This window comes from Pseudomonas sp. KK4 (genome assembly GCF_001984065.1).
Lineage (GTDB): Bacteria > Pseudomonadota > Gammaproteobacteria > Pseudomonadales > Pseudomonadaceae > Aquipseudomonas.
Genome location: NZ_LYVP01000017.1, coordinates 40737 through 67160, shown reverse-complemented (window position 1 = coordinate 67160; position 26424 = coordinate 40737). Strand labels below are relative to the sequence as shown.

25 protein-coding genes are annotated in these 26424 nt (G+C 62.0%); 12 read left to right on the top strand and 13 right to left on the bottom strand.

All coding sequences use genetic code 11. The features are described 5' to 3' along the window. The first annotated feature begins 128 nt into the window (after positions 1–128). The 3 genes from B0W55_RS09060 (at position 129) to B0W55_RS09050 (ending at position 4013) form a co-directional block, all read left to right on the top strand. Positions 129–1496, top strand: a complete 1368-nt coding sequence (locus B0W55_RS09060) for an NAD(P)-dependent oxidoreductase (RefSeq protein WP_077045667.1) — start codon at positions 129–131, stop codon at positions 1494–1496. Continuing rightward, positions 1497–2771, top strand: coding sequence for an NAD-dependent dihydropyrimidine dehydrogenase subunit PreA (gene preA, locus B0W55_RS09055; RefSeq protein WP_077045666.1), 1275 nt, complete (start codon positions 1497–1499; stop codon positions 2769–2771). Between the two features lie 198 nt (positions 2772–2969). Then, complete coding sequence (locus B0W55_RS09050; protein ID WP_077045665.1) at positions 2970–4013, top strand: RHS repeat-associated core domain-containing protein; 1044 nt, start codon at positions 2970–2972, stop codon at positions 4011–4013. A gap of 142 nt (positions 4014–4155) precedes the next feature. Here B0W55_RS09050 and B0W55_RS09045 read toward each other — a convergent pair whose 3' ends face one another. Further along, a complete protein-coding gene (locus tag B0W55_RS09045; protein WP_077045664.1) occupies positions 4156–4776 on the bottom strand; it encodes a TetR/AcrR family transcriptional regulator in 621 nt (206 codons plus the stop codon). Between the two features lie 139 nt (positions 4777–4915). Here B0W55_RS09045 and copC point away from each other — a divergent pair, with 139 nt between their 5' ends. From copC to B0W55_RS09000, 9 genes are all read left to right on the top strand, one after another. After that, positions 4916–5278, top strand: a complete 363-nt coding sequence (copC, locus tag B0W55_RS09040) for a copper homeostasis periplasmic binding protein CopC (RefSeq protein WP_077045663.1) — start codon at positions 4916–4918, stop codon at positions 5276–5278. Between the two features lie 3 nt (positions 5279–5281). Next, complete coding sequence (copD, locus tag B0W55_RS09035) at positions 5282–6139, top strand: copper homeostasis membrane protein CopD (RefSeq protein WP_077045662.1); 858 nt, start codon at positions 5282–5284, stop codon at positions 6137–6139. Positions 6140–6272: 133 nt separating this feature from the next. Continuing rightward, complete coding sequence (locus tag B0W55_RS09030; protein ID WP_077045661.1) at positions 6273–7568, top strand: OprD family porin; 1296 nt, start codon at positions 6273–6275, stop codon at positions 7566–7568. Positions 7569–7778: 210 nt separating this feature from the next. Next, positions 7779–8603, top strand: a complete 825-nt coding sequence (locus B0W55_RS09025; protein ID WP_077045660.1) for an NAD(P)-dependent oxidoreductase — start codon at positions 7779–7781, stop codon at positions 8601–8603. A 52-nt stretch (positions 8604–8655) separates the two neighbouring features. Beyond that, positions 8656–9549 (top strand): SMP-30/gluconolactonase/LRE family protein, encoded by an 894-nt coding sequence (locus tag B0W55_RS09020; RefSeq protein ID WP_077045659.1) that lies wholly within the window; start codon positions 8656–8658, stop codon positions 9547–9549. A 61-nt stretch (positions 9550–9610) separates the two neighbouring features. Continuing rightward, complete coding sequence (locus B0W55_RS09015) at positions 9611–10582, top strand: TRAP transporter substrate-binding protein (protein WP_077045658.1); 972 nt, start codon at positions 9611–9613, stop codon at positions 10580–10582. 78 nt (positions 10583–10660) lie between these two features. Continuing rightward, on the top strand, positions 10661–11188 hold the full coding sequence (locus tag B0W55_RS09010) for a TRAP transporter small permease (RefSeq protein ID WP_077045657.1): 528 nt from the start codon (positions 10661–10663) through the stop codon (positions 11186–11188). Further along, positions 11189–12469 (top strand): TRAP transporter large permease, encoded by a 1281-nt coding sequence (locus B0W55_RS09005; RefSeq protein ID WP_077045656.1) that lies wholly within the window; start codon positions 11189–11191, stop codon positions 12467–12469. Between the two features lie 74 nt (positions 12470–12543). Then, the gene (locus B0W55_RS09000; protein ID WP_077045655.1) at positions 12544–13416 is read left to right on the top strand and encodes an aldose 1-epimerase; all 873 of its coding nucleotides are present in this window, start codon (positions 12544–12546) and stop codon (positions 13414–13416) included. On the opposite strand, the gene B0W55_RS08995 is transcribed toward B0W55_RS09000, so the two are convergent. From B0W55_RS08995 to B0W55_RS08940, 12 genes are all read right to left on the bottom strand, one after another. Beyond that, the gene (locus B0W55_RS08995) at positions 13413–15140 is read right to left on the bottom strand and encodes a NahK/ErcS family hybrid sensor histidine kinase/response regulator (RefSeq protein ID WP_077045654.1); all 1728 of its coding nucleotides are present in this window, start codon (positions 15138–15140) and stop codon (positions 13413–13415) included. The two genes, B0W55_RS09000 and B0W55_RS08995, sit on opposite strands and share 4 nt — an antisense overlap. Continuing rightward, a complete protein-coding gene (gene ercA, locus B0W55_RS08990; protein ID WP_077045653.1) occupies positions 15124–16287 on the bottom strand; it encodes an alcohol dehydrogenase-like regulatory protein ErcA in 1164 nt (387 codons plus the stop codon). The genes B0W55_RS08995 and ercA overlap by 17 nt, the downstream gene beginning before the upstream one ends. 203 nt (positions 16288–16490) lie before the next feature. After that, on the bottom strand, positions 16491–17633 hold the full coding sequence (gene pqqE, locus B0W55_RS08985) for a pyrroloquinoline quinone biosynthesis protein PqqE (protein ID WP_077045652.1): 1143 nt from the start codon (positions 17631–17633) through the stop codon (positions 16491–16493). Continuing rightward, on the bottom strand, positions 17611–17883 hold the full coding sequence (gene pqqD, locus B0W55_RS08980) for a pyrroloquinoline quinone biosynthesis peptide chaperone PqqD (RefSeq protein ID WP_077045651.1): 273 nt from the start codon (positions 17881–17883) through the stop codon (positions 17611–17613). The genes pqqE and pqqD overlap by 23 nt, the downstream gene beginning before the upstream one ends. Then, complete coding sequence (gene pqqC / locus B0W55_RS08975; protein ID WP_077045650.1) at positions 17880–18632, bottom strand: pyrroloquinoline-quinone synthase PqqC; 753 nt, start codon at positions 18630–18632, stop codon at positions 17880–17882. The genes pqqD and pqqC overlap by 4 nt, the downstream gene beginning before the upstream one ends. A gap of 154 nt (positions 18633–18786) precedes the next feature. Beyond that, positions 18787–19701 (bottom strand): pyrroloquinoline quinone biosynthesis protein PqqB, encoded by a 915-nt coding sequence (gene pqqB / locus B0W55_RS08970; protein ID WP_077045649.1) that lies wholly within the window; start codon positions 19699–19701, stop codon positions 18787–18789. A gap of 55 nt (positions 19702–19756) precedes the next feature. Then, positions 19757–19828: a pyrroloquinoline quinone precursor peptide PqqA gene (gene pqqA, locus B0W55_RS08965; protein WP_003253598.1), complete on the bottom strand. Its 72-nt coding sequence runs from the start codon at positions 19826–19828 to the stop codon at positions 19757–19759. Positions 19829–20079: 251 nt separating this feature from the next. Further along, the gene (locus tag B0W55_RS08960) at positions 20080–21600 is read right to left on the bottom strand and encodes an aldehyde dehydrogenase family protein (RefSeq protein WP_077045648.1); all 1521 of its coding nucleotides are present in this window, start codon (positions 21598–21600) and stop codon (positions 20080–20082) included. Between the two features lie 288 nt (positions 21601–21888). Beyond that, complete coding sequence (locus tag B0W55_RS08955; protein WP_077045647.1) at positions 21889–23664, bottom strand: PQQ-dependent methanol/ethanol family dehydrogenase; 1776 nt, start codon at positions 23662–23664, stop codon at positions 21889–21891. Between the two features lie 181 nt (positions 23665–23845). Next, positions 23846–24772 (bottom strand): quinoprotein relay system zinc metallohydrolase 1, encoded by a 927-nt coding sequence (locus tag B0W55_RS08950; RefSeq protein WP_077045646.1) that lies wholly within the window; start codon positions 24770–24772, stop codon positions 23846–23848. 16 nt (positions 24773–24788) lie between these two features. After that, entirely contained in the window at positions 24789–25547 is a 759-nt protein-coding gene (locus B0W55_RS08945) for a quinoprotein dehydrogenase-associated SoxYZ-like carrier (RefSeq protein WP_077045645.1), read from the bottom strand. After that, complete coding sequence (locus B0W55_RS08940; RefSeq protein ID WP_077045644.1) at positions 25544–26422, bottom strand: ABC transporter substrate-binding protein; 879 nt, start codon at positions 26420–26422, stop codon at positions 25544–25546. Before B0W55_RS08940 ends, B0W55_RS08945 begins: the two co-directional genes overlap by 4 nt. Positions 26423–26424: the final 2 nt, after the last annotated feature.

Sequence of the window (26424 nt, the reverse complement as noted above, 5' to 3'; positions counted from 1 at the left end):
ACGCCTGACACGCCGGTGCAGGCTGGTTTTGGGCCTGCTGTGCAGACCAGCGGGAGCAAGCTCCCTCGCCACAGGATTGCCATTGCCCACCTAGAGGCAGCACCTCCATCACCGTGAGGCTAAAAACCGTGATCAAGTCCCTGACCCACCTTCCGCACCCGCACGAGAACGCGGCCGCCCTCGCCGACCATTTCACCGACCTGGCGCCACCGCTCAATGACCGCCAGGCGCACCTCGAAGCCTCGCGCTGCCTGTATTGCTACGACGCGCCCTGCGTGAATGCGTGCCCCAGCGAGATCGATATCCCGTCGTTCATCCGCAACATCCACCAGGACAACGTGCAAGGCGCGGCGCAGAAAATTCTCTCGGCCAATATTCTGGGCGGCAGTTGCGCCCGGGTCTGCCCGACGGAAATCCTCTGCCAGCAAGCCTGCGTGCGCAACAACGCCCACGAATGCGCGCCGGTGCTGATCGGCCTGTTGCAGCGCTATGCCGTGGACAACGCGCATTTCAGCCAGCACCCGTTCTCCCGTGCTGCCGCCACCGGCAAACGCATCGCCGTGGTCGGTGCCGGCCCCGCCGGTTTGTCCTGCGCCCATCGCAGTGCCATGCACGGTCATGACGTGGTGATTTTCGAGGCGCGGGAAAAGGCTGGCGGCCTCAACGAATACGGGATCGCCAAATACAAACTGGTGGACGATTACGCGCAGAAGGAACTGGATTTCCTGCTGCAGATTGGCGGGATCGAAATCCGCCACGGACAGAAGCTCGGCGAAAACCTGAGCCTCAGCGAACTGCATCAACAATTCGATGCGGTCTTCCTCGGCCTTGGCCTCAACGCCAGCAAACAGCTGGGTCTGGCCAACGAAGAAGCCCCCGGCCTGCTCGCCGCCACCGACTACATCCGCGAATTGCGCCAGGCCGACGACCTGACGCAACTGCCGCTGGCCGATCGCTGCATCGTCCTTGGCGCTGGCAACACCGCGATCGACATGGCGGTGCAGATGGCTCGCCTCGGCGCCCACGACGTCAACCTGGTGTACCGCCGTGGCCTGGAGGACATGGGCGCGACCCATCACGAACAGGACATCGCCAAGGCCAATCAGGTGCGGCTGTTGACCTGGGTGCAACCGGATCAAGTATTGCTCGACGCACAGGGTCAGGTTCGCGGCATGCGTTTCGCCCGTACCCATCTGGTGGAAGGTCGCCTGCAAACCACCGGCGAAACCTTCGAACTGGCCGCCGATGCGATCTTCAAGGCCATCGGCCAGGCGTTCGATGACAGCGCCCTGGTCGACCCGCTGGCCCGGGAGCTCAAGCGCCAGGGCGATCGCATTCTGGTGGATGAGCAACTGCGCACCAGCCTCCCCGGTGTGTATGCCGGCGGCGACTGCACCAGCCTCGATCAGGACCTCACCGTACAAGCCGTGCAGCACGGCAAGCGCGCCGCCGAGGCCATTCATGCTCAACTGATGCTTAACGTGGAGGCTGCATAAATGGCCGATCTGTCGATTGTCTTCGTTGGCATCAAAAGCCCCAACCCGTTCTGGCTGGCCTCCGCGCCGCCGACCGACAAAGCCTACAACGTGGTCCGCGCCTTCGAGGCCGGCTGGGGCGGCGTGGTCTGGAAAACCCTGGGTGAGGACCCGGCGGCGGTCAACGTCTCGTCACGCTACTCGGCGCACTACGGGGCCAACCGGGAAGTGCTGGGCTTTAACAACATCGAACTGATCACCGACCGCTCGCTGGAGATCAATCTGCGAGAAATCACCCAGGTGAAGAAGGACTGGCCGGATCGCGCCTTAATCGTGTCGCTGATGGTGCCCTGCGTCGAAGAATCCTGGAAACACATCCTGCCGCTGGTGCAAGCCACCGGCGCCGACGGCATCGAACTGAACTTCGGCTGCCCCCACGGCATGCCCGAACGCGGCATGGGCGCGGCGGTCGGCCAGGTGCCGGAGTACGTCGAACAGGTCACACGCTGGTGCAAGACCTATTGCTCGCTGCCGGTGATCGTCAAGCTCACGCCGAACATCACCGACATCCGCGTCGCGGCCCGCGCCGCACATCGCGGCGGCGCCGATGCGGTGTCGCTGATCAACACCATCAACTCGATCACCAGCGTCAACCTGGAACGCATGGTGGCCAACCCGATGGTCGGCAGCCAGAGCACCCATGGCGGTTATTGCGGTTCGGCGGTCAAGCCGATCGCCCTGAACATGGTCGCAGAAATCGCCCGCGACCCGCAGACGGCCGGCCTGCCCATCAGTGGCATCGGCGGCATCGGCAACTGGCGCGATGCGGCGGAGTTCATTGCCCTGGGCAGCGGTTCGGTGCAGGTGTGCACGGCCGCCATGTTGCATGGCTTTCGCATCGTCGAAGAGATGAAGGATGGCCTGTCGCGCTGGATGGACAGTCAGGGCTACGCCAGCATCGACGAGTTTTCCGGGCGGGCCGTGGGCAACACCACGGACTGGAAGTACCTGGACATCAACTACCAGGTGATTGCGAAGATCGATCAGGACGCCTGCATCGGCTGCGGCCGCTGCCACATCGCCTGCGAAGACACGTCACACCAGGCGGTGGCCAGCCTGAAAAAGGCCGACGGCACCCATGCCTATGAGGTGATCGATGAGGAATGCGTGGGCTGCAACCTGTGCCAGATCACCTGCCCGGTCGAGGGCTGCATCGAGATGGTCGCGGTGGACACCGGCAAGCCGTTTCTGGACTGGAACCATGATCCGAGGAATCCCTACCATGTGGCCGTTTGAGTCCGGCGGCGCCTGAAAAGGCGCCTTCGCGAGCAAGCCCGCTCCCACCTTGGAATGCATTGCATTGTGGGAGCGGGCTTGCTCGCGAAAGGGCCCGCCAGAACCCTGAAAACTCCCACCTATCACTTCTGCTAGTAGACGCCACTCGCAATTTCTTCGAAGCTGACTCGAAGTCACTCTGACAGTGTGGATCCCGTCATGTCGGCCCCCTCATTGAAAATCCTGTGTCGCTATGAATACGACCCGCTGGACCGGCTCACGGGCGCGGGGCTCGTGCCAAACAATCCCTCGCGGCGTTTTTATCAAGGGGACCATTTGGTCAACGAACTTGAGCAACAGGATCGGCGAACGATCCTGCGCCATCAAGCGAAGCCATTGGCGCAGCAGCACAGTGAATCGGGTGTTATGGAAACCGAACTGCTGGTTACCGACCAAGCCCATTCGCTGCTGCAAACAGTTTCAAGCAAAAACCTGCAGAAGTTTTCCTACAGCGCTTACGGCTATCACCCGACAGAAAGTGGTTCACGTCATCTGCACGGTTTCAACGGCGAATACCCAGACAATGTCACGGGCCACTATCCACTCGGGCAAGGCAGACGATTTTATAATCCTCTTTCAATGCGCTTTAACAGCCCGGATGAACTAAGTCCTTTTGATAAAGGAGGGATTAATGCCTACGCCTATTGCAGCAATGACCCGATCAACTTTTTCGACCCGACTGGAACTTCCCTGCTTGCTCTATTTAAACCATGGAATTTTTCCGGATTTGCACCCGGAATTGACTTAACCACGATAAAACAAACTGCCGCCACGATCACACGAAACAGATTGGCAAAAAAATATCCGATTCTGACGGCTTTATTGGACGAACCCATTATGGGCAGGTCAGTACGGGTACCCAGGGTGCAAGCACAAGCTTCCGAACTTGTAAGCCTGCCTGAACATTTGCCGTCTGATATGGCGCGCGTCATCCCCGAAAGCGACCTGTCACGCAAGACAGTGGAGTTAAGAAATTTTGAAGCTTCGTATGACTTCAACAAATCAAATAACCAATTCAAAACGGTTGCCACAAGAAAACAGATAACAAAACTCAGCAACATGCGAGATGAGTTACGTGGAGCCGAAAGTGGTGACGCCAAACAACGCTATGGCCTTAAGATCATAAAACAACAACTGAAAATCAAAAAAACCAGCGTAGAAAAATACTATGCACAGAGCGCCCTGGGCTACAGAGGTAACTAAGCACTGAAGGACTGTCTATTGTATTGTTCGGCCTGCGGTGTCTGAAAAGGCGCCTTCGCGAGCAAGCCCGCTCCCACCTTGGACCGTATTCCATTGTGGGAGCGGGCTTGCTCGCGAAAGGGCCCGCCAGAACGCTGAAAACTCAAGGCTCCAACCCGATCCCCCGCAAGATCACCTGCGTCACCGTCTGCACCGCCCGCTCGAACTGCATGTCCGACAGCGGCTGATGATCATTGAGGATGTTCACCTGATGATCAAAGTCGGCATAGTGCTGGGTCGAGGCCCAGATCATGTACAGCAGGCTCGAGGGTTCCACCGGCAGGATGCGTTTGTCTTCCACCCATTGGCGAATCTTCGCTTCTTTCATCTTGGCCCAGTCGTACAGGCTGGCGTCCAGCGCTTCGCCCAGGGTGGGGGCGCCGTGGATGATTTCGTTGGCCCAGACTTTCGAGCCGTAGGGCCGGCTGCGCGAGTGGTTCATCTTGGCGCGGATGTAGCTGCTGAGCACCACCCGCGGGTCGTCGAACATCTCGAAGCACAGCGCGTCCTGCTTCCACACTTCCAGCAGGTCGAACAGCACGGCGCTGTACAGCTCGGTCTTGGTGCTGAAGTAGTAATGCAGGTTGGAACGCGGCAGCTGCACCTCGGCGGCGATGTCGGCCATGGCGGTGCTGCCGAAGCCTTTTTCGGCGAAGACCTTTTCGGCCGCGAGCAGAATTTTCTCGACGTTACTGCGACGAATCTCGATCTTGTGATTGCCCATGAGGGCTCCCTGACAACAGCGTTAAACAAGACTAGCATCCGCTCTACCTCGCGGCGACAGGCCGGGCGCAAACTTCGTGCAACCGGCCCGCCGCGACTAGACTTGCGTTCACATCGAACCTGCCGCCGAGGTATTGAACATGCGCTTGAAGAACATCCTGCCCCTCGCCGCCCTGCTCGGCTCCCTGGCCGCATCCTCGGTGTGGGCCCACGCCCACTTGCAAAGCCAGACGCCTGCGGCCGACAGCACCGTCAGTGCGCCCGCGGAACTGAGCCTGGTGTTTTCCGAAGGCGTCGAAGCCGACTTCTGCAAAGTAACGATCACCAGGGACGGCGAGGATGTGCTGGTCAAAAGCCTGGCCACTCAGGGTGGCAACAAGAAAACCCTGATCATTACCCCGGCGGTGCCGTTGACTGCGGGCGACTACAAGGTCGAGTGGCATGTGGTGTCGGTCGACACCCACAAAAGCGAAGGCGCGTTCGCGTTCACGGTTGGCCAGTAATTGATGAGCAGCGCGATGGTGCTCTGCCGTTTCCTGCATTTCACCGTGGTGCTGATGCTGTTTGGGGCCTGGGTCTTCAAGCCGTTGCTGCTTGAGCGTGATACGACGCTGGATCAACCACTGGCCCGCCTCAGCCGCTGGCTGGTGGCCGTGGCGCTGGCCAGTGGTGTCGGCTGGCTGTTGCTGGTCACCGTCAGCATGGCCGGTACCGGCGCTGCGGCCTTCGATCCTGCGACGTTGCACCGGGTGCTGGGCCGGACCTTCTTTGGCCAGGTCTGGCGTTGGCATTTGTTGATCAACGGGTTGCTTCTGGTGGTGTTGCTCACGTCGCTACGCGCCAGCCGCCCCCTGCAACTCCTGCTCGCCGGCCTGCTGCTGGCGACCCTCGCCCCGGTCGGTCACGGCGCCATGTTCGAGGGTGTCCAAGGCCAACTGCTGATCCTCAATCAACTGCTGCACCTGACCTGCGTCAGCGCCTGGCTGGGCGGCTTGCTGCTGCTGGTGATGATCCTGCGTCGCCCCCACGGACATCGCCTCAATGCAATGTTGCGGCGCTTCAGCGGTGTCGGCTATGGCCTGGTGGCCGGCTTGCTGATCACCGGCCTGATCAATGTGCGGGCCCTGACCGGCGCACTCTGGCCGACCCCCTTGTTGTCCGGGTTTGCCTTGATCCTGTTGATCAAGGTCGCGCTGGTGGGCGCGATGCTGGGGCTGGCGTTGTTCAACCGGCTGCGGATCGATCACTGCGACCAGCGATTGGCGACGTTGCGCCTGAGCGTGACCCTGGAATGGTTGCTGGGCATGGGCGCGGTGGCAGCGGTTTCACTGCTGGGCACATTGCCGCCGATGATTGCTGGCTGACGTTCACGCCCTCCCCCGCAAGTCATCGTATAACTTTCGGTTGACAACCCGCAAAAACCCCGCAAATATCCGCCCCAATGTTGTACGACAACGTATAACAAACAATAAAAACAAGAAAGAAGGGAGCGTCACAGTGAGCAAACTCGCCCGCAATTCGTCCGTTCGCAACAAACGTATCAAACTCGCCCGCCGTCATACCCTGAGCCTTATCGGATGCACCAGCCTGGCCCTCGCTCTGCCTGTCACCAGCCAGGCCGCCGGTTTCACCGATGACGCCAAAGCCACGCTCAACCTGCGCAACGCCTACTTCAATCGTAATTTCACCAACCCCGCCTACCCCCAGGGCAAGGCTGAAGAGTGGACGCAGAACTTCATTCTCGACGCCAAATCCGGCTTCACCCAGGGCCCGGTCGGTTTTGGTGTGGATGTGCTGGGGCTGTACTCGCAGAAACTCGACGGCGGCAAAGGCACTGGCGGTACGCAGCTGCTGCCGATCCACAGCGACGGCCGCCCGGCCGACAACTTCGGTCGCCTGGGAGTGGCGCTCAAGGGCAAAGTGTCCAAGACCGAACTGAAAGTCGGCGAATGGATGCCGGTATTGCCGATCCTGCGCTCCGACGATGGCCGTTCGTTGCCGCAAACCTTCGAGGGTGCCCAGCTGACGTCCACCGAGATCAGTGGCCTGACGCTCTACGGCGGGCAGTTCCGCAAGAACAGCCCGCGTAACGATGCGAGCATGGAAGACATGTTCATGAACGGCAAAACAGCGTTCAAGTCCGACCGCTTCAATTTCGGTGGCGGCGAATATGCCTTCAACGACAAGCGCACCCAGGTCGGCCTGTGGTACGCCGAGCTCAGCGACATCTACCAGCAGCAGTACTTAAACCTCAGCCACAGCCAGCCGATCGGCGACTGGACCCTGGGCGCCAACCTCGGTTATTTCATCGGCAAGGAAGACGGCAGTGCCCTGGCCGGCGACCTGGATAACAAAACCGCGTTTGCCCTGCTCTCGGCCAAGTACGGCGGCCATACGTTCTACGTCGGCCTGCAGAAACTCAGCGGCGACGATGTCTGGATGCGCGTCAACGGCACCAGTGGCGGCACCCTGGCCAACGACAGCTACAACTCCAGCTACGACAACGCCCGGGAGAAATCCTGGCAGTTGCGCCACGACTACAACTTCGTCGCCCTGGGCATTCCCGGCCTGACCCTGATGAACCGCTACATCAGCGGCGACAACGTGCACACCGGCACCATCACCGATGGCAAGGAATGGGGTCGCGAATCGGAACTGACCTACACCGTGCAGAGCGGCCCGCTGAAAAACCTCAACGTCAAATGGCGCAACGCGAGCATCCGCAAGGACTTCAGCACCAACGAATTCGACGAAAACCGGATCTTCGTCAGCTACCCGATTTCGTTGTTGTAACGCGCGCCCTTGCGCAGCGAGCACACTCGCGATCAACCCCGGAACAACGCGGGGGTGTCAGGCTCCCCGCGTTATCGTTGACGCCTGACCCTCCGTCAATTTCCATCACTGGCACGTTGACAAGAACCAGAAACCTTAACAATACTTCGACCTAGTCGTACGACAACCTACAACAAATCCAACAATAACGACCGCCGTCCAGGAAAGCCCATGACGACCACTGCAACAGCTTGCGCCCCTTTCAATCGCCTGCTTCTGACCGGTGCCGCCGGTGGCCTGGGCAAGGTCTTGCGCGAAAGCCTGCGCCCCTATGCCAATGTCATTCGCCTGTCGGACATCGCCAACATCGCACCCGCCATCGATGATCGCGAAGAAGTCGTGCCCTGCGACCTCGCCGACAAGCAAGCGGTGCATCAACTGGTCGAAGGCGTGGACGCGATCCTGCACTTCGGTGGCGTGTCCACCGAGCATGCTTTCGAACAGATCCTCGGCGCCAACATCTGCGGCGTTTTCCACATTTACGAAGCGGCGCGCCGGCATGGCGTCAAGCGGGTGATCTTCGCCAGTTCCAACCACGTCATCGGCTTCTATAAGCAGGATGAAGTCATCGATGCCCGCAGCCCGCACCGTCCGGACAGCTATTACGGCCTGTCCAAGTCCTACGGCGAAGACATGGCCACCTTCTACTTCGATCGCTATGGCATCGAAACCGTCAGTGTGCGCATCGGCTCCTCGTTCCCGGAACCGCAGAACCGTCGAATGATGAGTACCTGGCTGAGCTTCGACGACCTCACGCAACTGCTCGAACGCGCGCTGTACACCCCGAATGTCGGCCACACCATCGTCTATGGCATGTCCGACAACAAAGACATCTGGTGGGACAACCGTTTCGCCGCGCACCTGGGTTATGTCCCGAAGGACACCTCCGAAGTGTTCCGCGAAAAAGTCGAAGCCCAGCCGCTGCCGGCCGCCGATGACCCGGCGCGGGTGTATCAGGGCGGTGGTTTCTGCGCCGCCGGCCCGTTCGGCGACTGAAGCCACACCGATCACTGGATCCCGACAACAAAAACCAAGGGAATGCGTCGCCATGCAAGCCGAATTGATCGTCGATGCCCGCAATGCGGTCGGTGAAAGCCCGGTCTGGGTCCCCGGGGAAAACGCCCTGTACTGGGTCGATATTCCCGCCGGGGGCCTGCAACGCTGGAGCGCTTCGACCGGACAGGTCGAGGCCTGGAAGACGCCTGAAATGCTCGCCTGCATCGCCCGCCACCCCGACGGTGGCTGGGTCGCCGGCATGGAGAGCGGCTTCTTCCACTTGCGCCCGCACCACGACGGCAGCCTCGACAGCCAACCGCTGGCCTTCGTCGCCCATGCCCGTGACGACATGCGCCTCAACGATGGTCGCTGCGACCGTCAGGGGCGCTTCTGGGCCGGCAGCATGGTGCTGAACATGGGCGCCAACGCCGCCGACGGTACGCTGTATCGCTACAGCGCCGGGCAACGCGGGCCCCTTGCGGCGCAATTGGGCGGTTTCATCGTGCCCAACGGCCTGGGCTTCAGCCCGGACGGGCGCACGATGTACCTGTCCGACTCCCACCCGCTGGTCCAGCAGATCTGGGCCTTCGACTATGACATCGACAGCGGCACGCCCTCCAATCGCCGAGTGTTCGTCGACATGCATCAGTTCGCCGGTCGCCCCGATGGCGCCGCGGTGGACGCCGACGGCTGCTACTGGATCTGCGCCAATGACGCGGGGCTGATCCACCGCTTTACCCCGGACGGTCGACTGGACCGTTCCCTCGCCGTCCCGGTGAAAAAACCCACCATGTGCGCCTTCGGCGGCAGTCGACTGGACACGCTGTTCGTGACCTCGATCCGCCCCGGTGACGACAATGACCCTCAATCCCTGGCCGGCGGCGTGTTCGCCCTTGATCCCGGCGTAACCGGCTTGCCCGAGTCCCTGTTCAACGATTCGCTGTAAACGTTTGTGCTGCACCGCTGCGCCTTTGAATACAACAATAACAAGACTGGAGAAACACCCCATGGACTTCAAACGCACCTTGCTCGCCGCTTCGCTTCCGTTGATGTTCACCCTCAGCAGTGCCGCCCAGGCACTGGAAATCAAATTCGCCGACATCCACCCCGCAGGCTACCCGACCGTGGTCGCAGAAGAGCAACTGGGCAAGACCCTGGTGGCTGAAAGCGACGGCAAACTGACCTTCAAGATGTTCGCCGGCGGTGTGCTGGGCTCGGAAAAGGAGGTCATCGAACAAGCCCAGGTCGGCGCCATCCAGATGGCCCGCGTCAGCCTCGGCATCGTCGGCCCGGTGGTGCCGGATGTAAACGTGTTCAACATGCCCTTCGTGTTCCGCGACCAGGCGCACATGCGCAAGGTCATCGACGGCGAAGTCGGTGACGAGATCCTCGACAAGATCACTAACTCCGAATTCAACCTGGTGGCCCTGGCCTGGATGGATGGCGGCACGCGCAACATCTACACCAAGAAACCGGTGCGCAGCCTTGAAGACCTCAAGGGCATGAAGATCCGCGTGCAGGGCAACCCGATGTTCATCGACACCATCAATGCCATGGGCGGCAATGGCATCGCCATGGACACCGGTGAAATCTTCAGCGCCCTGCAGACCGGCGTGATCGACGGCGCGGAAAACAACCCGCCGACCCTGCTGGAACACAACCATTACCAGAACGCCAAGTTCTACAGCCTGACCGGGCACCTGATCCTGCCCGAGCCCATCGTGATGTCGAAAATCACCTGGGAAAAACTCACTCCCGAGCAACAGGCGCTGGTGAGGAAAACCGCCAAGGCCGCCCAGGCCCAGGAACGCGTCCTGTGGGACGCCAAATCCGCCAGCAGTGAAGAAAAGCTCAAAGCCGCTGGCGTCGAGTTCATCACCGTCGACAAGAAACCTTTCTACGAAGCGACCGCCTCGATCCGCGAGAAATACGGCGCGCCTTACGCCGACCTGATCAAGCGTATCGAAGCGGTTCAGTAACGCCCCCAGCCTCCCTGAAAGGCCCGGCGCCATGGACGTGGGTAGACGTCCGTGGGCGCCCGGTTACGGTGAAACCCGATGAAGAATCTAGTGCTGCGCATCAACGACCGGCTGTACATGACCTGTATCTGGGTCGCTGGCCTGTCGGTCCTGGCCATTTCCCTGATCATCCCCTGGGGCGTGTTCGCCCGTTACGTCCTCGGCACGGGCTCCAGCTGGCCCGAGCCCACGGCGATTCTGCTGATGATGGTGTTCACCTTCATCGGCGCCGCCGCCAGTTATCGCGCCGGTGCGCACATGGCGGTGGCGATGCTTACCGATCGCATGTCCCCCGGCCTGCGCCGGGGCATGAGCATCTTCTCGCAATTGCTGATGGCAACCATCTGCCTGTTCATGACCCTTTGGGGCACCAAGTTGTGCCTGTCGACCTGGAACCAGTTCATGAGCGCCCTGCCCACCCTGCGCGTCGGCATCACCTACATGCCGATCCCGGTGGGCGGTCTGCTGACATTGGTCTTTGTTGTGGAAAAACTGCTGCTCGGTGACCAGAGCAACCGGCGGGTCGTGCGTTTCGACCTGGTTGAAGAAAACGAAGGGGCTGCCTGAATGGACGCTTTGATTCTGTTGGGCAGCTTTATTGCGTTGATCCTGATCGGCATGCCGGTCGCCTACGCCCTGGGGCTTTCAGCGCTGATCGGCGCGTGGTGGATCGATATTCCGTTCCAGGCCTTGATGATCCAGGTGGCCGGGGGCGTGAACAAATTCTCGCTGCTGGCCATTCCGTTCTTCGTCCTGGCTGGCGCGATCATGGCCGAGGGCGGCATGTCCCGGCGGCTGGTGGCGTTTGCCGGGGTGCTGGTGGGGTTCGTGCGTGGCGGGCTGTCGCTGGTCAACATCATGGCCTCGACCTTCTTCGGCGCGATCTCCGGTTCTTCGGTGGCCGATACCGCCTCCGTCGGTTCGGTGCTGATTCCGGAAATGGAGCGCCGCGGCTATCCACGGGAGTTCGCCACGGCGGTGACCGTCAGCGGTTCGGTACAAGCGCTGCTGACGCCGCCGAGCCACAACTCGGTGCTCTACTCGCTGGCAGCGGGCGGCACCGTGTCGATCGCCTCGCTGTTCATGGCCGGCGTGGTCCCGGGCCTGTTGATGAGCGCGTGCCTGATGGTGTTGTGCCTGATCTTCGCCAAGAAGCGTGACTACCCCAAGGGCGAAGTCATTCCGATGCGCGAAGCGCTGAAGATCTGCGGCGAAGCCATGTGGGGCCTGATGGCCATGGTGATCATCCTCGGCGGCATCCTGTCGGGGATTTTCACTGCGACGGAGTCGGCGGCCATTGCGGTGCTGTGGTCGTTCTTCGTGACCATGTTCATCTATCGCGACTATAAGTGGAGCGAGTTGCCGAAGCTGATGCACCGCACGGTGCGGACCATTTCGATCGTGATGATCCTGATCGGCTTCGCCGCCAGCTTCGGCTACATCATGACCCTGATGCAGATCCCGGCGAAGATCACCACGATGTTCCTGACCCTGTCGGACAACCGTTACGTGATCCTGATGTGCATCAACGTCATGCTGCTGTTGCTCGGCACGGTGATGGACATGGCGCCGCTGATCCTGATCCTGACACCGATCCTGATGCCGGTGATTCTCGGTATCGGCGTGGACCCTGTGCAGTTCGGCATGATCATGCTGGTGAACCTGGGGATCGGCTTGATCACGCCGCCGGTAGGTGCGGTGCTGTTTGTCGGGTCGGCGGTGGGCAAGGTCAGCATCGAATCCACTGTCAAGGCGCTGCTGCCGTTCTACGGCGTGCTGTTCCTGGTGCTGATGGCCGTGACCTACATTCCCGCACTGTCGCTGTGGTTGCCGCATCTGGTGTTGTAACCGGCCGGCATGCTCCGTGTGGCGACGGAGCATGCTCGCTCGCCACAAAGGCCTTTTGAACCCATGAACCTACTATGACAATCACTTTGCTCGAACTCGAAGACGAACTCACTTACCTCACCCTCGCCCCGGAACTGGGCGCGAGCATCGTCAACTGGACGGTGCGCGACACCGGCCAGCCACTGTTGCGTCACGCCGATGCGCACGCCCTGGACACCGGCCTGCCGGGCAAACTCGGCTGTTTCCCGCTGGTGCCCTGGTCCAACCGCATCGCTCAGGGCGGTTTCGATTGCCCGGACGGCTGGCTGGCGCTGCTCCCCAACAGCCTCACCGATCCCCTGCCGATCCATGGCAGCGCCTGGCAGCAGCCATGGCAGGTGGTGTCTCAAACCGCCAACGAAACGATCCTGCAACTGGACAGCAGCACGCCGTTCGCCTATCGCGCCCGTCAGCGTTTTCACCTGAACGCAGGCCGCCTGAGCATCGAACTGCAGGTCACTCATCTGGCCCCAAGCGCTGCCTGGCATGGGCTCGGCTTGCATCCGTACTTCCCACGCACGGCGAACACCCGTCTCAAGGCCCCGGCCGAACAAGTCTGGCAGTGTGACGCGAGCAAACTGCCGACACACCTGGCCAGTTTGCCCGCAGATTGGAACTTCCAGCAGGCCAAGGCGCTACCCGACACCCTGGTCGACAATGGTTTTTGCCAATGGGACGGTCACTGCCTGATCCAGCAACCGGACCTGGGCTACGAACTGCAATGCCAGGCCACCGGCAGCGACTATTACCTGCTCTACTGCCCGGTGGGCCTGGGGTTTTTCTGCATCGAACCGGTCAGCCACCCGGTCAACGCCCATCATCTGCCGGGGCGCCCCGGTCTGGTGTTGCTGGAGCAGGACCAAAGCACGAAGCTGGGTTTGAGCCTGCACTATCGCGCGCTCGTCTAACCCAGCATCTGGCTCAGCACCGCCCGCAGCTTGCCGGGTTTGACCGGCTTGTTCAGCATCGGTGCATCGAGCCTTTGCAGCGAGCGCCGGCATTGATCGGTGCGATCCGCCGTGATGATCACCGCCGGAATCGTGCGACGGAAATGTTCGCGCAGATGTCGCACCACTTCACAGCCCACCACGCCGTGGTCGAGGTGGTAGTCCGCCAGGATCAGTTCCGGCGCCTGCCCGTTCAACGCCGCCAGCGCGGCGGCTTCATCGGTGGCAGTGACCACTTCGCAACCCCACTGCCCGAGCAACGCGCTCATGCTTTGCAGAATGCTCACTTCATTGTCCAGCACCAGCAAACGCCGGCCCGGTAGCGGATTGCCCGTCCCCGGTTGCGGCGGCGCGAGGCTGATGGGCAATGGCACCTGCGTGGAAATCGGCACCTCGATGCTGAACAGGGAGCCGCGCCCCGGCCGCGACCGCACCTGGATCCGGTAGTCGAGGATCTTGGCGATCCGCTCGACGATCGCCAGCCCCAGGCCGACGCCCTTGCGGTCGGCGGCGCGGCCGACATCCAGCTGATTGAACTCGAGGAAGATGGAGTCAAGGCGATCGGCCGGGATGCCACGTCCGGTGTCCCAGACCTCTAGCCGCAAATAGTCACCGCGACGCCTGGCCCCGAGCAGGATGCTGCCCTGATCGGTGTAGCGGCAGGCGTTGCTGAGGAAGTTGCGCAGGATCCGGGTCACCAGGCGCAGGTCGGTACGAATGGCGTAGTTGCCCATGTGAACACGCAAACCCAACCCGGCGGCCGCGGCGACCGACTGAAACTCCGACACCAGCGGCCCGAGCAACTCGTCGAGGCGGTACAAGGCCACATCCGGCTTGACCGCTGCCTGATCGAGCCGGGAAATGTCCAGCAAGTCGGTGAGCAGGTCTTCGGCACCCTCCAGGGCCTGATGGGTGCGTTCGACCAGCACCTGCTCGACTTTCGGCAACTTGCGCTCACGCAAAGTGGAAATCAGCAAGCGCGCGGCGTTGAGCGGTTGCAGCAGGTCGTGACTGGCCGCCGCGAGGTATTTGTCCTTGCTGCGGTTGGCGGCTTCGGCGGCATCACGGGCATCGCGCAAGGCTTCGGCGATCTGCTTGCGCTGGGTGATCTGCTGCTGCAGGTTGCGATTGGCCTCGAGCAACTCGTCGGTACGCGCGGTCACCCGCTGCTCCAGTTCGTCATTGAGTTGTTGCAGGCGCTGCTGCGCCAGCTTGCGCTCGGTGATGTCGGCGACGAAGCCTTCCACCAGCCCCTCCTGATCGGGCTTGAGCAACAGGTTCATCAACACGTCGAGGCTGCTGCCGTCCTTGCGCCGCAACTGGGTTTCGTACCCATGCAGGCTGCCTTGGTGGCGGAGGATTTCGCCGATGTTTTCCAGTTCCTGCGCACCGCCGACAAACAGGTTGCTCGCCAGGTCCGCCAGTGAAAACAGCACTTCCTGCGGGTTTTGATAACCCAGCATGCGCGCCAAGGCGGGGTTGGCCGCGCGCATCCCTTCCAGCAGGCTGGCCTGGAAAATCCCGTGGACAGCATTTTCGAACAGCCATTTGTAGCGATTGCGCTCGGCTTCAAGTTCGTCCAGGCGCGCGTTGAGTTCGGGGTAATGGCTTTTGCGCGCCGAGTGGCTGCTTAAACCGAGTAACCCGGCCAGTGCCCGTTGCTGGTCGTCAGAGGGCTTCGCCATAGACGACCTCGACATCACGCTGACTGGACTCGCGCGGATTGGTCAGGATGCACGGATCATGCATGGCGTGTTGCGACAGGAACGGAATGTCCGCCGTACTGACACCGTGCAAGCCCAAGGTTTCGTGGAAGCCGATCGCATGCTTGAGGGCGATCAGGTGTTCGACCAGACGCCCGCAGATCTGCCGGTGATTGAGCCCACGGCAATCGATGCCGAACGTCTCGGCGATCACCTTGAACCGCTCCGGCGCCGAGCTGTAGTTGAACGCCACGACGTGCTCCACCAGCACCGCGTTGCACAAGCCATGGGGCAGGTCCAGGAAGCCGCCGAGGCTGTGGGACATGGCGTGTACCGCGCCGAGGATCGCGTTGGAGAACGCCAGCCCGGCCTGCATGCTGCCGAGCATGATTTTCTCGCGCAGGGCAATGTCCGTCGGGTTGGCGATCATCTGCACCAGGTTGCCGTTGATCAGGCGCATCGCCTCCAGCGCATGGGGGTCGGTCAAGGGTCCGTGGCCCGTGGAAACGAAGGCCTCGATGGCGTGCACCAGTGCATCGATGCCGGTACAGGCGGACAGGAACGGGTCCATGCTCAGGGTGGTCTCCGGGTCGATCAGCGACACGTCCGGCACCACCGCTTTGCTGACGATGGAAAACTTCATGCGTTCCTGCTGGTTGGAAATGATCACGAACTGCGACACGTCCGCCGACGTGCCGGCGGTGGTCGGGATCAGGATCAGTGGCGGGCTCGGCACTCGGATGGTGTCCACGCCCTCGAACTCGAGGATGCTGCGACCGTGGGCAACGACGATGCCGATGCCCTTGCCGCAATCCATCGGGCTGCCACCACCGACGGCGACGATCACGTCGCAATGGTTTTCGCGGTACAACTCGGCGCCGAGCATGACTTCCTCGACCCGCGGGTTGGGCGACACATCCTTGTACAAACAGTAATCGATGCCCAGCGCCTGCAGGCTGGCCTCGACATCGGCCACCCACCCGGCGGCGATCACCCCGGGGTCGCTGACGATCAGCACCTTGCGTGCCCCGAAGGTCTTGGCGTAATTGCCGACATTGTGCCGGCATCCGGCACCGAAGATGATTTCAGGCGAAACGAATTTACGCAGCTGGCTGAGACTCTGGCTCATTGGAAAGCCTGTTTTTATTGTTTTGAAAGGTAAAGCCACACTAACCCATCCGGCTGCGAATGCAATCAGACCAATTGATGGATTCACAGAGCGCCTCTGTGGGAGCGGGCTTGCTCGCGAAAGCGGCGTGTCAGTCAATGATTTGCTCAAAGGTGCGCCGCTTTTGCGAGCAAGCCCCAAACAATGGCATTTGTGGTGTTTGATTATCCGCGATAGATCAGGCGCGACGCTTTTTCGTTGCGCAACGTCAGGCGCTCCATGCCCTGCCCCGGCGCGTCGGCTTCTTCGCGGGCCTTAAGGATGACGGCGTGGTGCGGCGACTTGCTGCACACCGGATCGGCATTTTCGGCATCGCCGGTGAGCATGAACGCCTGGCAGCGACAGCCGCCGAGATCCTTGTGTTTTTCATCGCAGGAGCGGCACGGTTCCTTCATCCAGTCATCGCCGCGAAAGCGGTTGAAGCCGAAGGAATCCTTCCAGATGTGCTCGATGCTGTGCTCACGTACGTTGGGAAACTGCACCGGCAATTGCCGGGCGCTGTGACACGGCAGCGCGGTGCCATCCGGGGTGATGTCGAGAAACAGGTTGGCCCAGCCATTCATGCAGGTTTTCGGGCGTTCTTCGTAGTAATCCGGGGTGACGAAGATCAGCTTGCACGGGTGCCCCTGGGCTTCCAGGCGCTGGCGGTATTGCTGGGTGATGCGTTCGGCACGCTGCAGTTGCTCACGGGTGGGCAGCAGGCCGGCGCGATTGAGTTCGGCCCAGCCATAGAACTGGCACGTGGCCAATTCGACAAAATCCGCCTCCAATTCCAGGCACAGGTCGATGATCCGGTCGATGCGATCGATGTTGTGCCGGTGGGTGACGAAGTTCAGCACCATCGGATAACCCTGGGCTTTCACCGCCCTGGCCATCGACAGTTTTTGTGCGAAGGCCTTGCGTGAGCCGGCAAGCAGGTTGTTGACCGTTTCGTCGGCGGCCTGAAAGCTGATCTGGATGTGATCGAGCCCGGCCACCTTGAATTCGGCGATCTTGCCTTCGGTCAGACCGATCCCCGAGGTGATCAGGTTGGTGTAGTAACCCATGTCCCGTGCAGCCTTGATCAGCTCGGCCAGGTCCTGGCGCACCAGCGGCTCGCCCCCGGAAAAGCCCAATTGCGCGGCGCCCATGGCCCGCGACTCGGCGAACACGCGAATCCATTCATCGGTGCTCAACTCCGCGCCCTGTTGAGCGAAGTCCAGCGGGTTGGAGCAATATGGGCATTGCAACGGGCAGCGGTAAGTCAGCTCGGCCAACAGCCACAACGGGGGGCCGGGCGGTGCTTCACTCGATCCAGAACTGCGCATGGGCCACCTCCAGAAACGCCAGCACATCCTCGTCGATCCCCGGCACACCGGGGAAACTCGCCGACAGTGAATCGATGATGTCCGCCACGCTGCGTTGCCCATTCACCAGGCCGAGAATCTGCCCGGCGCTGGCATTGAGCTTGATCATGCCCTCGGGGTACAGCAGCACGTGACCGTTCTGGCGCGGCTCCCACTGAAGACGAAAACCCCGGCGCAGCATCGGCGCGTGTGCACGTTTGATCAGGCTCACAGCGTGCCCCCCCGATGCCAGACGTTGTCCCGGGTGACAGTGTGATAAGGCGGACGCTCCAGTTCATAGGCCATGCTCATGGCATCGAGCATGCTCCACAGCACATCGAGCTTGAATTGCAGGATTTCCAGCATGCGTTGCTGGGCTTCGACGGTGACGTAGTGTGCCAGGGTGATGCGCAAGCCATGCGCGACATCACGCCGCGCCTGGCCCAGTCGCGTACGGAAGTAGTCGTAGCCGCCGACGTCGATCCACGGGTAATGCGTCGGCCAGGCGTCGAGTCGCGACTGGTGGATCTGCGGCGCGAACAATTCAGTCAGCGAGCTGCTGGCCGCCTCCTGCCAGCAAGCACGCCGGGCGAAGTTGACGTAGGCATCCACGGCAAACCGCACCCCCGGCAGTACCAGTTCCTGGGACAGGATCCGCTCACGGTCCAGCCCCACGGCTTCGCCCAGGCGCAACCAGGCCTCGATGCCGCCCGCGCTGCCGGGCACGCCATCGTGGTCGAGAATCCGTTGCAGCCATTCGCGGCGCACGTCGCGGTCGGGGCAGTTGGCGAGGATAGCGGCGTCTTTCAGGGGGATGTTCACCTGGTAATAGAAACGATTGGCGACCCAGCCCTGGATCTGTTCGCGCGTGGCGCGACCGGCGTACATGGCCTGATGGAAGGGATGATGGATGTGGTAATAGGCCCCCTTGGCGCGCAGGGCCTGTTCGAACTCGGCGGGGGTCAAGGGGGTTTCGTTCATTGCGGGTCTCCGGAAGATTCTGGGTGTCTGGGTCTGGCGCTATCGCGAGCAGGCTCGCTCCCACAGGGGACTCTGGTTGATCAGGATGTGCGGGATCAGTTGCTGACACCCCCACCACGTGTGGGAGCGAGCCTGCTCGCGATGGGGCCAGGGGCTACAACACAATGTCCATGCCGTCATAGGCCACCTCGATCCCCCGTCGCTCCAGCAACGCCCGTTCCGCCGAGTCCTCGTCGAGTATCGGGTTGGTGTTGTTGATATGGATCAGCACCTTGCGCTGCCGGGTAAATCCCTCCAGCACCTCCAGCATGCCACCCGCCCCGCTCTGCGGCAGATGCCCCATTTCGCTGCCGAGGCTCTGGCCGACTTCGCACACGCGCATCTCGTCGTCGCGCCACAAGGTGCCGTCAAGCAACAGGCAATCGGCGCGCTGCATCCAGCTCAATACTTCGTCGTCGATTTGCCCCAGGCCCGGTGCGTAGAACAGCGAAGCGCCGGTGCGCAGGTCTTCGATGAACAGGCCGATGGTGTCGCCCGGCTGCGTATTGCCGCGGTTGGGCGAGTACGGTGGCGCGTTGCTGACCAGCGGGATCGCGCGAAACTGCAACTGCGGGCAGGCCGCGATGCGGAACGGTTCGCGGTCCAGTCCGATCGGCTGCCACTGCAGACCGCCATTCCAGTGTGTGAGCATGCTGAACAAAGGGAAGCCGCTGCTCAGGTCCTGATGGACCCGCTCGGTGCACCACACCGCATGCGGGCAACCTTCGCGCAAGCTCAACAGGCCGGTGCAATGGTCGATCTGGCTGTCCATCAGGACCACGCCGGCAACCGCCGTATCGCGCAAACGACGTGCCGGTTGCAGCAGCGGAAAACTTTCGAGTTGCGCGCGGATGTCCGGAGAGGCGTTGCACAGCAACCAGCCCACACCGTTGTCGCTCAGGACGATGGACGACTGCGTGCGCCGCTGCGCCCGCAGACTGCCGTTGCGCACACCGGCGCACTGCCGGCAGTTGCAGTTCCACTGCGGAAAACCGCCGCCGGCGGCGGAGCCGAGAACGCGGATGTGCATGGGCAATGCTCCAGGAGGCAGGCCCGGCCAACACCACGGCTGGCCGGGTGAACGATCAGCGGTTGGCGAAATACATCGTCACTTCGAAGCCAATGCGCAGGTCGGTAAACGCGGGTTTAGTCCACATGGGTCAATCCTCTTCTTATGCCGGGCCATTCCGGTAAAGCCATTAATGCACGGGGCGCGAAAGGTCCGAATGCTACTTTCGAACGAGGTTGTGGGGTGCGTTGGTAGGGGGTGTGCCTCAGCGTTCAAGCAATGTGAAAAACCAATGTGGGAGCGAGCCTGCTCGCGATGAGGTCAGCACATTCAGCATTGAATGTCGGACCGCAATCGCGAGCAGGCTCGCTCCCACAGAGGGGCAATGGGTTCAGTGAGTTAGAAGAACCCCAACGGATTAATGTCGTAGCTCACCAGCAGGTTCTTGGTCTGCTGATAGTGATCGAGCATCATTTTGTGGTTCTCGCGGCCGACACCGGACTTCTTGTAGCCACCGAACGCGGCATGGGCCGGGTACAGGTGGTAGCAGTTGGTCCACACGCGCCCGGCCTTGATCGCCCGGCCCATGCGGTAGGCGCGGTTGATGTCGCGGGTCCACAGGCCGGCGCCGAGGCCGAACTCGGTGTCGTTGGCGATGGCCAGGGCTTCGGCTTCGTCCTTGAAGGTGGTGACGCCCACCACCGGCCCGAAGATTTCCTCCTGGAACACACGCATTTTGTTGGTGCCCTTGAGCAGGGTTGGCTGGATGTAGTAGCCGCTGGACAGGTCACCCTCCAGACGCTCGGCCGCGCCGCCGGTGAGCAGCTCGGCGCCCTCCTCCCGGGCGATGTTCAGGTACGAGAGGATCTTGTCGTATTGCTGCTCCGACGCTTGGGCGCCGACCATGGTTTCGGTGTCCAGCGGGTTGCCGCGCTTGATCTTGACGATCTTCTTCATCACTTCAGCCATGAACGGCTCGTAGATCGACTCCTGCACCAGTGCGCGGGACGGACAGGTGCACACCTCCCCCTGGTTGAAAAAGGCCAGCACCAGGCCTTCGGCGGCTTTCTCGATGAACTGTGGCTCGGCGTTCATGATGTCTTCGAAGAAAATGTTCGGCGATTTGCCGCCCAGCTCTACGGTACTCGGAATGATGTTCTCGGCGGCGCAATGCATGATGTGTGCGCCAACCGGAGTGGAACCGGTGAAGGCTATCTTGGCGATGCGCTTACTGGTGGCCAGCGCCTCACCGGCTTCGCGACCGAAACCCTGGACGATGTTGAGCACACCGGCCGGCAGCAGGTCGGCGATCAGTTCGGCGAAGACCATGATTGACAGGGGCGTCTGTTCGGCAGGCTTGAGCACGATGCAGTTGCCGGCGGCCAGGGCCGGGGCGAGTTTCCACGCCGCCATCAACAGAGGAAAGTTCCACGGGATGATCTGCCCGACCACACCCAGTGGCTCATGGAAATGGTAGGCAGTGGTCAGTTCGTTGATTTCGGCGGCGCCGCCTTCCTGGGCACGGATGCAGCCGGCAAAGTAACGGAAATGGTCGGCGGCCAGCGGCACGTCGGCGTTCAGGGTTTCGCGCACGGCCTTGCCGTTGTCCCAGGTTTCGGTGACGGCGAGGATTTCCAGGTTCTGCTCGATGCGGTCAGCGATTTTCAGCAGCGTTAGCGAACGGTCCTGAGCCGAGGTTTTACCCCAGGCGTCAGCGGCGGCATGGGCGGCGTCGAGGGCCTTGTCGATGTCGGCGGCGCTCGAGCGCGGGAATTCGGCGATCACTTCGCCGTTGACCGGTGAAGTGTTGGTGAAATACTGGCCATCGACCGGCGCAACGAACTCGCCGCCAATGAAGTTGCCGTAGCGCGCCTTGAAGGAAACGACGGCACCGGGGGTTCCGGGTTGTGCGTAAATCATGGTGAGCCTCTGTCTGGGTCGAGGCCTGTCGGACCGACAGGCGATGCACCGATACTAGAGAGCCCCGCCGGCCAGACGAATGCGCCGTTGGCAGGAGGGGCTCTCGTTATTTGGTAGTAGGTTGGGCGCAAATCGAATGTGGGAGCGAGCCGGTTCCGGGCGGCGTTCCGACGATGGAGGTCCGGGCACCGCGCGCATTCAGGTAGCCCGCGTCACCGTTGACGACCATCGTCGGAACGCCGCCCGGAGCCGGCTCGCTCCCACAGGGGTGATGGGCAAGATTTCAGGTCAGTGCTTCGCCACCAGGTCCTTCGGCAACTTGAAGGTCCAGAGCATGCCGCCCTGGTTGAAGTCCTTGATGCGCTTGGCCACTTCACCGCCCCACAGCGGCACCGCGCCGCCCCAGCCCGAGAGCACCGAGACGTACTGTTCGCCGTCCATTTCCCAGGTCACGGGCGAGCCGAGTACGCCCGAGCCGGTCTGGAACTCCCAGACTTTTTCGCCGGTCTTGGCATTGAAGGCCTGAAGGAACCCTTCCGGCGTACCGGTGAACACCAGGTTGCCCTTGGTGGTCAGCACCCCGCCCCACAGCGGCGCGAAGTTCTTGTGGCGCCACACTTCCTTGCTGGTTTTCGGGTCGATGGCACGCAACACGCCGATGTAGTCTTCGTTCAACGGTTTGATGGTGAAACCGGCACCGAGGAACGCCGCGCCTTTCTTGTAGGCGATGCCTTCGTTCCAGATGTCCATGCCCCATTCGTTGGACGGCACGTAGAACAGCCCGGTGTCCTTGTTGTAGGCCATCGGCATCCAGTTTTTCGCGCCGAGGAACGCCGGGGCGACGAACACCGAGCTGCCCTTGGCTTCGCTACCCGGCGCACCCGGACGGCTGGCTTCGTTGTAGATCGGCCGACCGTCTTTATCCAGGCCGGTGGCCCAGGTGATCTTGTCCACGAACGGGAAGCCACGGATGAACTTGCCGTTGGTGCGGTCCAGCACGTAGAAGAAGCCGTTGCGGTCCGCGGTCGCCGCCGCCTTGATTTCCTTGCCGCCCTCGGTGTAGTTGAACGACACCAGCTCGTTGACGCCGTCGTAGTCCCAGCCATCGTGGGGCGTACTCTGAAAGTGCCATTTGATGGTGCCGTCGTCCGGATTGAGTGCCAGGCGCGACGACGAGTACAGGTTGTCGCCAGGACGCAGGTGCGAGTTCCACGGTGCCGGGTTGCCGGTGCCGAACAGCAGCAGGTTGGTTTCCGGATCGTAGTAACCGCCCAGCCATGGCGCTGCACCGCCGGTTTTCCACAGATCGCCCGGCCAGGTCTTGCCGGCCTCGCCGCCGGAGATACCGTTTTCTATCGCTTTGCCGTCCTTGTAGACATAACCCATGTGGCCTTCGACCGTCGGGCGGGACCACAGCAAATCACCGTTTTTCGGGTCGTAGGCTTCGATTTTCCCCACCACCCCGAACTCGCCACCGGCCACGCCGGTGATCAGCTTGCCGTTGATCACCAGCGGCGCGGCACTGATCGAGTAGCCTTCCTTGTGGTCGGCGACTTTCTTGCTCCACACCACCTTGCCGGTGTCCTTGTTCAGCGCCACGAGCTTGGCGTCGAGGGTGCCGAAGAACACCAGGTCGCCATACAGCGCCACACCACGGTTGATCACGTCGCAGCACGGGCGGATGTCGTCGGGCAGGCGTGCATCGTATTGCCAGAGTTTCTTGCCGGTGCGCGCATCCACCGCGAATACCCGCGAGTAGGAACCGGTCATGTACATCACGCCGTCCTTGATCATCGGCTGTGCCTGTTGACCGCGCTGTTTTTCACCGCCGAAGGAAAACGCCCAGACCGGGCGCAGGTCTTTCACGTTGTTGACGTTGAGGGTGTCGAGGGGGCTGTAGCGCTGACCCTGGACGCCCAGACCGTTGGTGACGATCTGCTCCGGGTTCTTGGGGTCCTGGAGAATGTCCTGGTCACTGACGGCGGCCAATGCCATGCCGGACAGCAGCATGGCACTGAGCAAAACGCTCAGGACGAAGGGTTGGCGACGTGCGGGTTGGGTCATGGCGGCTACCTCTGCGGTTTTTTGTTATACCGGGAAATTTTCCCGGTCTGGTGCAGATTCTTGGTCGCCACAGGCCTTGCGACAATTGCCCGCAGTGTTGAGATTTCTAGTTCCTTGGTAGCGGGTCGTCTCGGTCTCGACCGACGCTGGCGCTCCCACAGGGGATGGGGATGTTGGGGGGTTATTGATCAACGCGCTTCATCTGCTCACGCTCATAACGCGGGTACAGATGGCTGACACTGCGGATCAGCTCGTAGCGGCTCAGGCTGATCGTGGCGAAGCGTTCCGGGATGGGGCTGCGGATCATTTCCGCCATGTCGCTGCCGTTGGCGGCGCCGTCGCGCATCAGTTGATCGAGCCAGCCGAGGTAGTCGCGCATCTGCGCGAACGGCCCGGCATCGCTGGCCAGCGGGCCGTGGCCGGGCACGATCAGCGTCCACGGCAGCGCCTGGAGGGTGTCGATGTCTGCCAGCCACACCGACAGCCCGGGGCTGTTCGGCGTGGTCAACGCCCGCTGATAAAACACCAGATCGCCGGCGAACAGCACGCCGGTCTTCTGGTCGAGAATAGCCAGATCCGCGCCCGTATGCCCACCCAGGCTCAGCAGGCGCAGATCATGATTCCCAAAAGTTCGTACCCCTGGCGCCAGCGTCTCGGTCGGCAACACCACTTCGGTACCGCGCATCCAGTCGCCCACCAGCCGGTACATATTTTCGGCCATGGCGTCGCCCTGCTGTTTGAGCCGCTCGGTGGTGCCGGCCAACGCGCCGATCGGCACGTCGCTGAAAGCCTGATTGCCCAGCACGTGGTCCGGGTGGTGATGGGTCAACAACACCTGGATGACCGGCTTGTCAGTGGTCGCGGCAATCGCCTTGCGCAGGGCTTCGCCGTAGCGCCGCGAGGGCCCGCTGTCGATCACCACCACGCCGCGCTCGGTGACGATGAACGCCGTGTTGACGATGTTGCCGCCGTTGCTGCGGGCGAAATTATCGGTGCTGCCTTCGAGCAACCAGGTGTCTTCGGCGATCTGCCGGGGCGTGAGCCTGTAGTCGAGTTCGGCGAGTACCGGCAGGCTCAGGCTCATGAACAACAGCAGCATCCAGCGCATAGCGCACTCCTTGGGGTCAGGGTATGGCCGCATCGAATTCATTGCCGCTGTTGTCACGCAATGTCAGGCGCGTCTGCCCTGCGCCCACTACGTCGAAGGCCAGGCTGGGGTTCTCGCTGACAGCGGGAAACAGCTCGAGCCGCGCCAGCAGGCGATCGTTTTGATCGCGCAGCTCGGCGTGGTTGATGAAAAATTCCGGAATGCCGCTGACCATGCCGTTGTCCATCGGATGCGCCACCTGCAAACGCAGGCGGCTGAATTCGCCACGCGGGTAACGCCCGCCCAGCACCTGGCCCAGGCGCTCCTCCCAACCCGGCTCGGTGCGCACCACACTGGGCGCCGTGCAACCGCCACCCGCCGCATCGATCAAGGTCGACCCCACATGCCACAGCCCATCGCGGGTCTGTACGGCGGCGCGCAATGGGGTCGCCTGCTCGATACGGATGCGGATCGATAGCCAGGGCAGCACACCGTCCAGTGGCTGGAAATCGACGATTTTCGGCAAAGGATTGAGTTCGGCCCAGGCGAGGATCTTCACCACCTCGCCCTTGAACGCCCGGGCATCGATCTCCAGCGGAACCTGACGGGCGTCCTCGGCAAACGGCGGCGCCAGCAGCCTGACCCGGTCATCGAACACGAACGGCGCATCGCCAAGCATCTGCTTGTGGTAGAAGGCCCACATGACCGACGGCACCGGGTCCGGCCCCGGCTCCACTGCCCCATATGCGACCAGGGGCAAGCAGCAGGCCAGCAGCCAACTTGCGCACCGGGTCATGGCTGATACATGTCCGGCACGTCGTAGCGCAGACCGTAACGGGCATAGAGGGCGTTGACCGAACCATCGCGGATCAGCCCCTCCAGCGCCTCTTCCACGGCGTAGGCCAGCTGGCGGTTGCTTTCGTGGACCGCCATGCCGATTTCCCAGCGCTGCTTGCCCATGTTCGGGTAGGCGTTCTGCGCCAGCGCCACCTGCGAGTCGGCGGCTTCGTGCACCTGCCAGTCAATCTCGCCGCGCATGGCCATGACCGCGTCGACCTCCCCGGCCTTCATTGCGGCAAACGCCTGGGGCACGCCGGGATAATGACGGGTGGTGCCGGCGAGCATGCCGTTGAACACTGACGTCAGGTAGAACGACGGCACGCTGTCGACCTCGACGCCAATGGGGTGTTGCTGGAACACCGCGACACTGGCCACCGATTCCAGGCGCCGGCGGTCATAGGCGACCTGCCATTGCTCATTCTGGTAAGGACCGAACATCACCACATGACCATTTTCCAGTTCGCCCACGTCATTGCGCTTGCGCGCGTAGTCCTGGTCGTAGGGCACGCGCATCATCAGGTCGGCCAGTTGCTGGTTGTGCAACTGGCTGGCCCTCCAGATGTAATCGCGCAGATCGTCATCGAGTTTTTCGCCGGGCGGCGCCCAGATCAGTGTGAGGCGAACACCCAGCGCCTTGGCCAGGGCGCCGGCCAGCTCGACGTCCACGCCCCTGGGCTGCCCGGCGTCTTCGAAGCTGTAAGGCGCGAAGTCCTTGTAGACCGCCACTTTCAATTCACCGGCGGCAATCATTTCGTCGTAGGTGCGGACCTGTGCCTGCACCGCCGGGCAGCACAGCAACACAGCGCTGATCACCATCGCGAGCAGGCGCATGC

Bases quoted from the DNA above. Each gene is read 5' to 3' on its own strand.
- B0W55_RS09020 (WP_077045659.1), top strand. From the start codon at position 8,656: ATGCAAGCCGAATTGATCGTCGATGCCCGCAATGCGGTCGGTGAAAGC.
- B0W55_RS08950 (WP_077045646.1), bottom strand. From the start codon at position 24,772: ATGCGCTGGATGCTGCTGTTGTTCATGAGCCTGAGCCTGCCGGTACTC.
- B0W55_RS09045 (WP_077045664.1), bottom strand. From the start codon at position 4,776: ATGGGCAATCACAAGATCGAGATTCGTCGCAGTAACGTCGAGAAAATT.
- B0W55_RS08945 (WP_077045645.1), bottom strand. From the start codon at position 25,547: ATGACCCGGTGCGCAAGTTGGCTGCTGGCCTGCTGCTTGCCCCTGGTC.
- B0W55_RS08960 (WP_077045648.1), bottom strand. From the start codon at position 21,600: ATGATTTACGCACAACCCGGAACCCCCGGTGCCGTCGTTTCCTTCAAG.
- ercA (WP_077045653.1), bottom strand. From the start codon at position 16,287: ATGAGCCAGAGTCTCAGCCAGCTGCGTAAATTCGTTTCGCCTGAAATC.
- pqqB (WP_077045649.1), bottom strand. From the start codon at position 19,701: ATGCACATCCGCGTTCTCGGCTCCGCCGCCGGCGGCGGTTTTCCGCAG.
- B0W55_RS09010 (WP_077045657.1), top strand. From the start codon at position 10,661: ATGAAGAATCTAGTGCTGCGCATCAACGACCGGCTGTACATGACCTGT.
- B0W55_RS09025 (WP_077045660.1), top strand. From the start codon at position 7,779: ATGACGACCACTGCAACAGCTTGCGCCCCTTTCAATCGCCTGCTTCTG.
- B0W55_RS09005 (WP_077045656.1), top strand. From the start codon at position 11,189: ATGGACGCTTTGATTCTGTTGGGCAGCTTTATTGCGTTGATCCTGATC.
- B0W55_RS08955 (WP_077045647.1), bottom strand. From the start codon at position 23,664: ATGACCCAACCCGCACGTCGCCAACCCTTCGTCCTGAGCGTTTTGCTC.
- B0W55_RS08995 (WP_077045654.1), bottom strand. From the start codon at position 15,140: ATGGCGAAGCCCTCTGACGACCAGCAACGGGCACTGGCCGGGTTACTC.
- preA (WP_077045666.1), top strand. From the start codon at position 1,497: ATGGCCGATCTGTCGATTGTCTTCGTTGGCATCAAAAGCCCCAACCCG.
- B0W55_RS08940 (WP_077045644.1), bottom strand. From the start codon at position 26,422: ATGCGCCTGCTCGCGATGGTGATCAGCGCTGTGTTGCTGTGCTGCCCG.
- pqqC (WP_077045650.1), bottom strand. From the start codon at position 18,632: ATGAACGAAACCCCCTTGACCCCCGCCGAGTTCGAACAGGCCCTGCGC.
- B0W55_RS09050 (WP_077045665.1), top strand. From the start codon at position 2,970: ATGTCGGCCCCCTCATTGAAAATCCTGTGTCGCTATGAATACGACCCG.
- B0W55_RS09000 (WP_077045655.1), top strand. From the start codon at position 12,544: ATGACAATCACTTTGCTCGAACTCGAAGACGAACTCACTTACCTCACC.
- copD (WP_077045662.1), top strand. From the start codon at position 5,282: ATGAGCAGCGCGATGGTGCTCTGCCGTTTCCTGCATTTCACCGTGGTG.
- pqqE (WP_077045652.1), bottom strand. From the start codon at position 17,633: ATGCGCAGTTCTGGATCGAGTGAAGCACCGCCCGGCCCCCCGTTGTGG.
- copC (WP_077045663.1), top strand. From the start codon at position 4,916: ATGCGCTTGAAGAACATCCTGCCCCTCGCCGCCCTGCTCGGCTCCCTG.
- B0W55_RS09015 (WP_077045658.1), top strand. From the start codon at position 9,611: ATGGACTTCAAACGCACCTTGCTCGCCGCTTCGCTTCCGTTGATGTTC.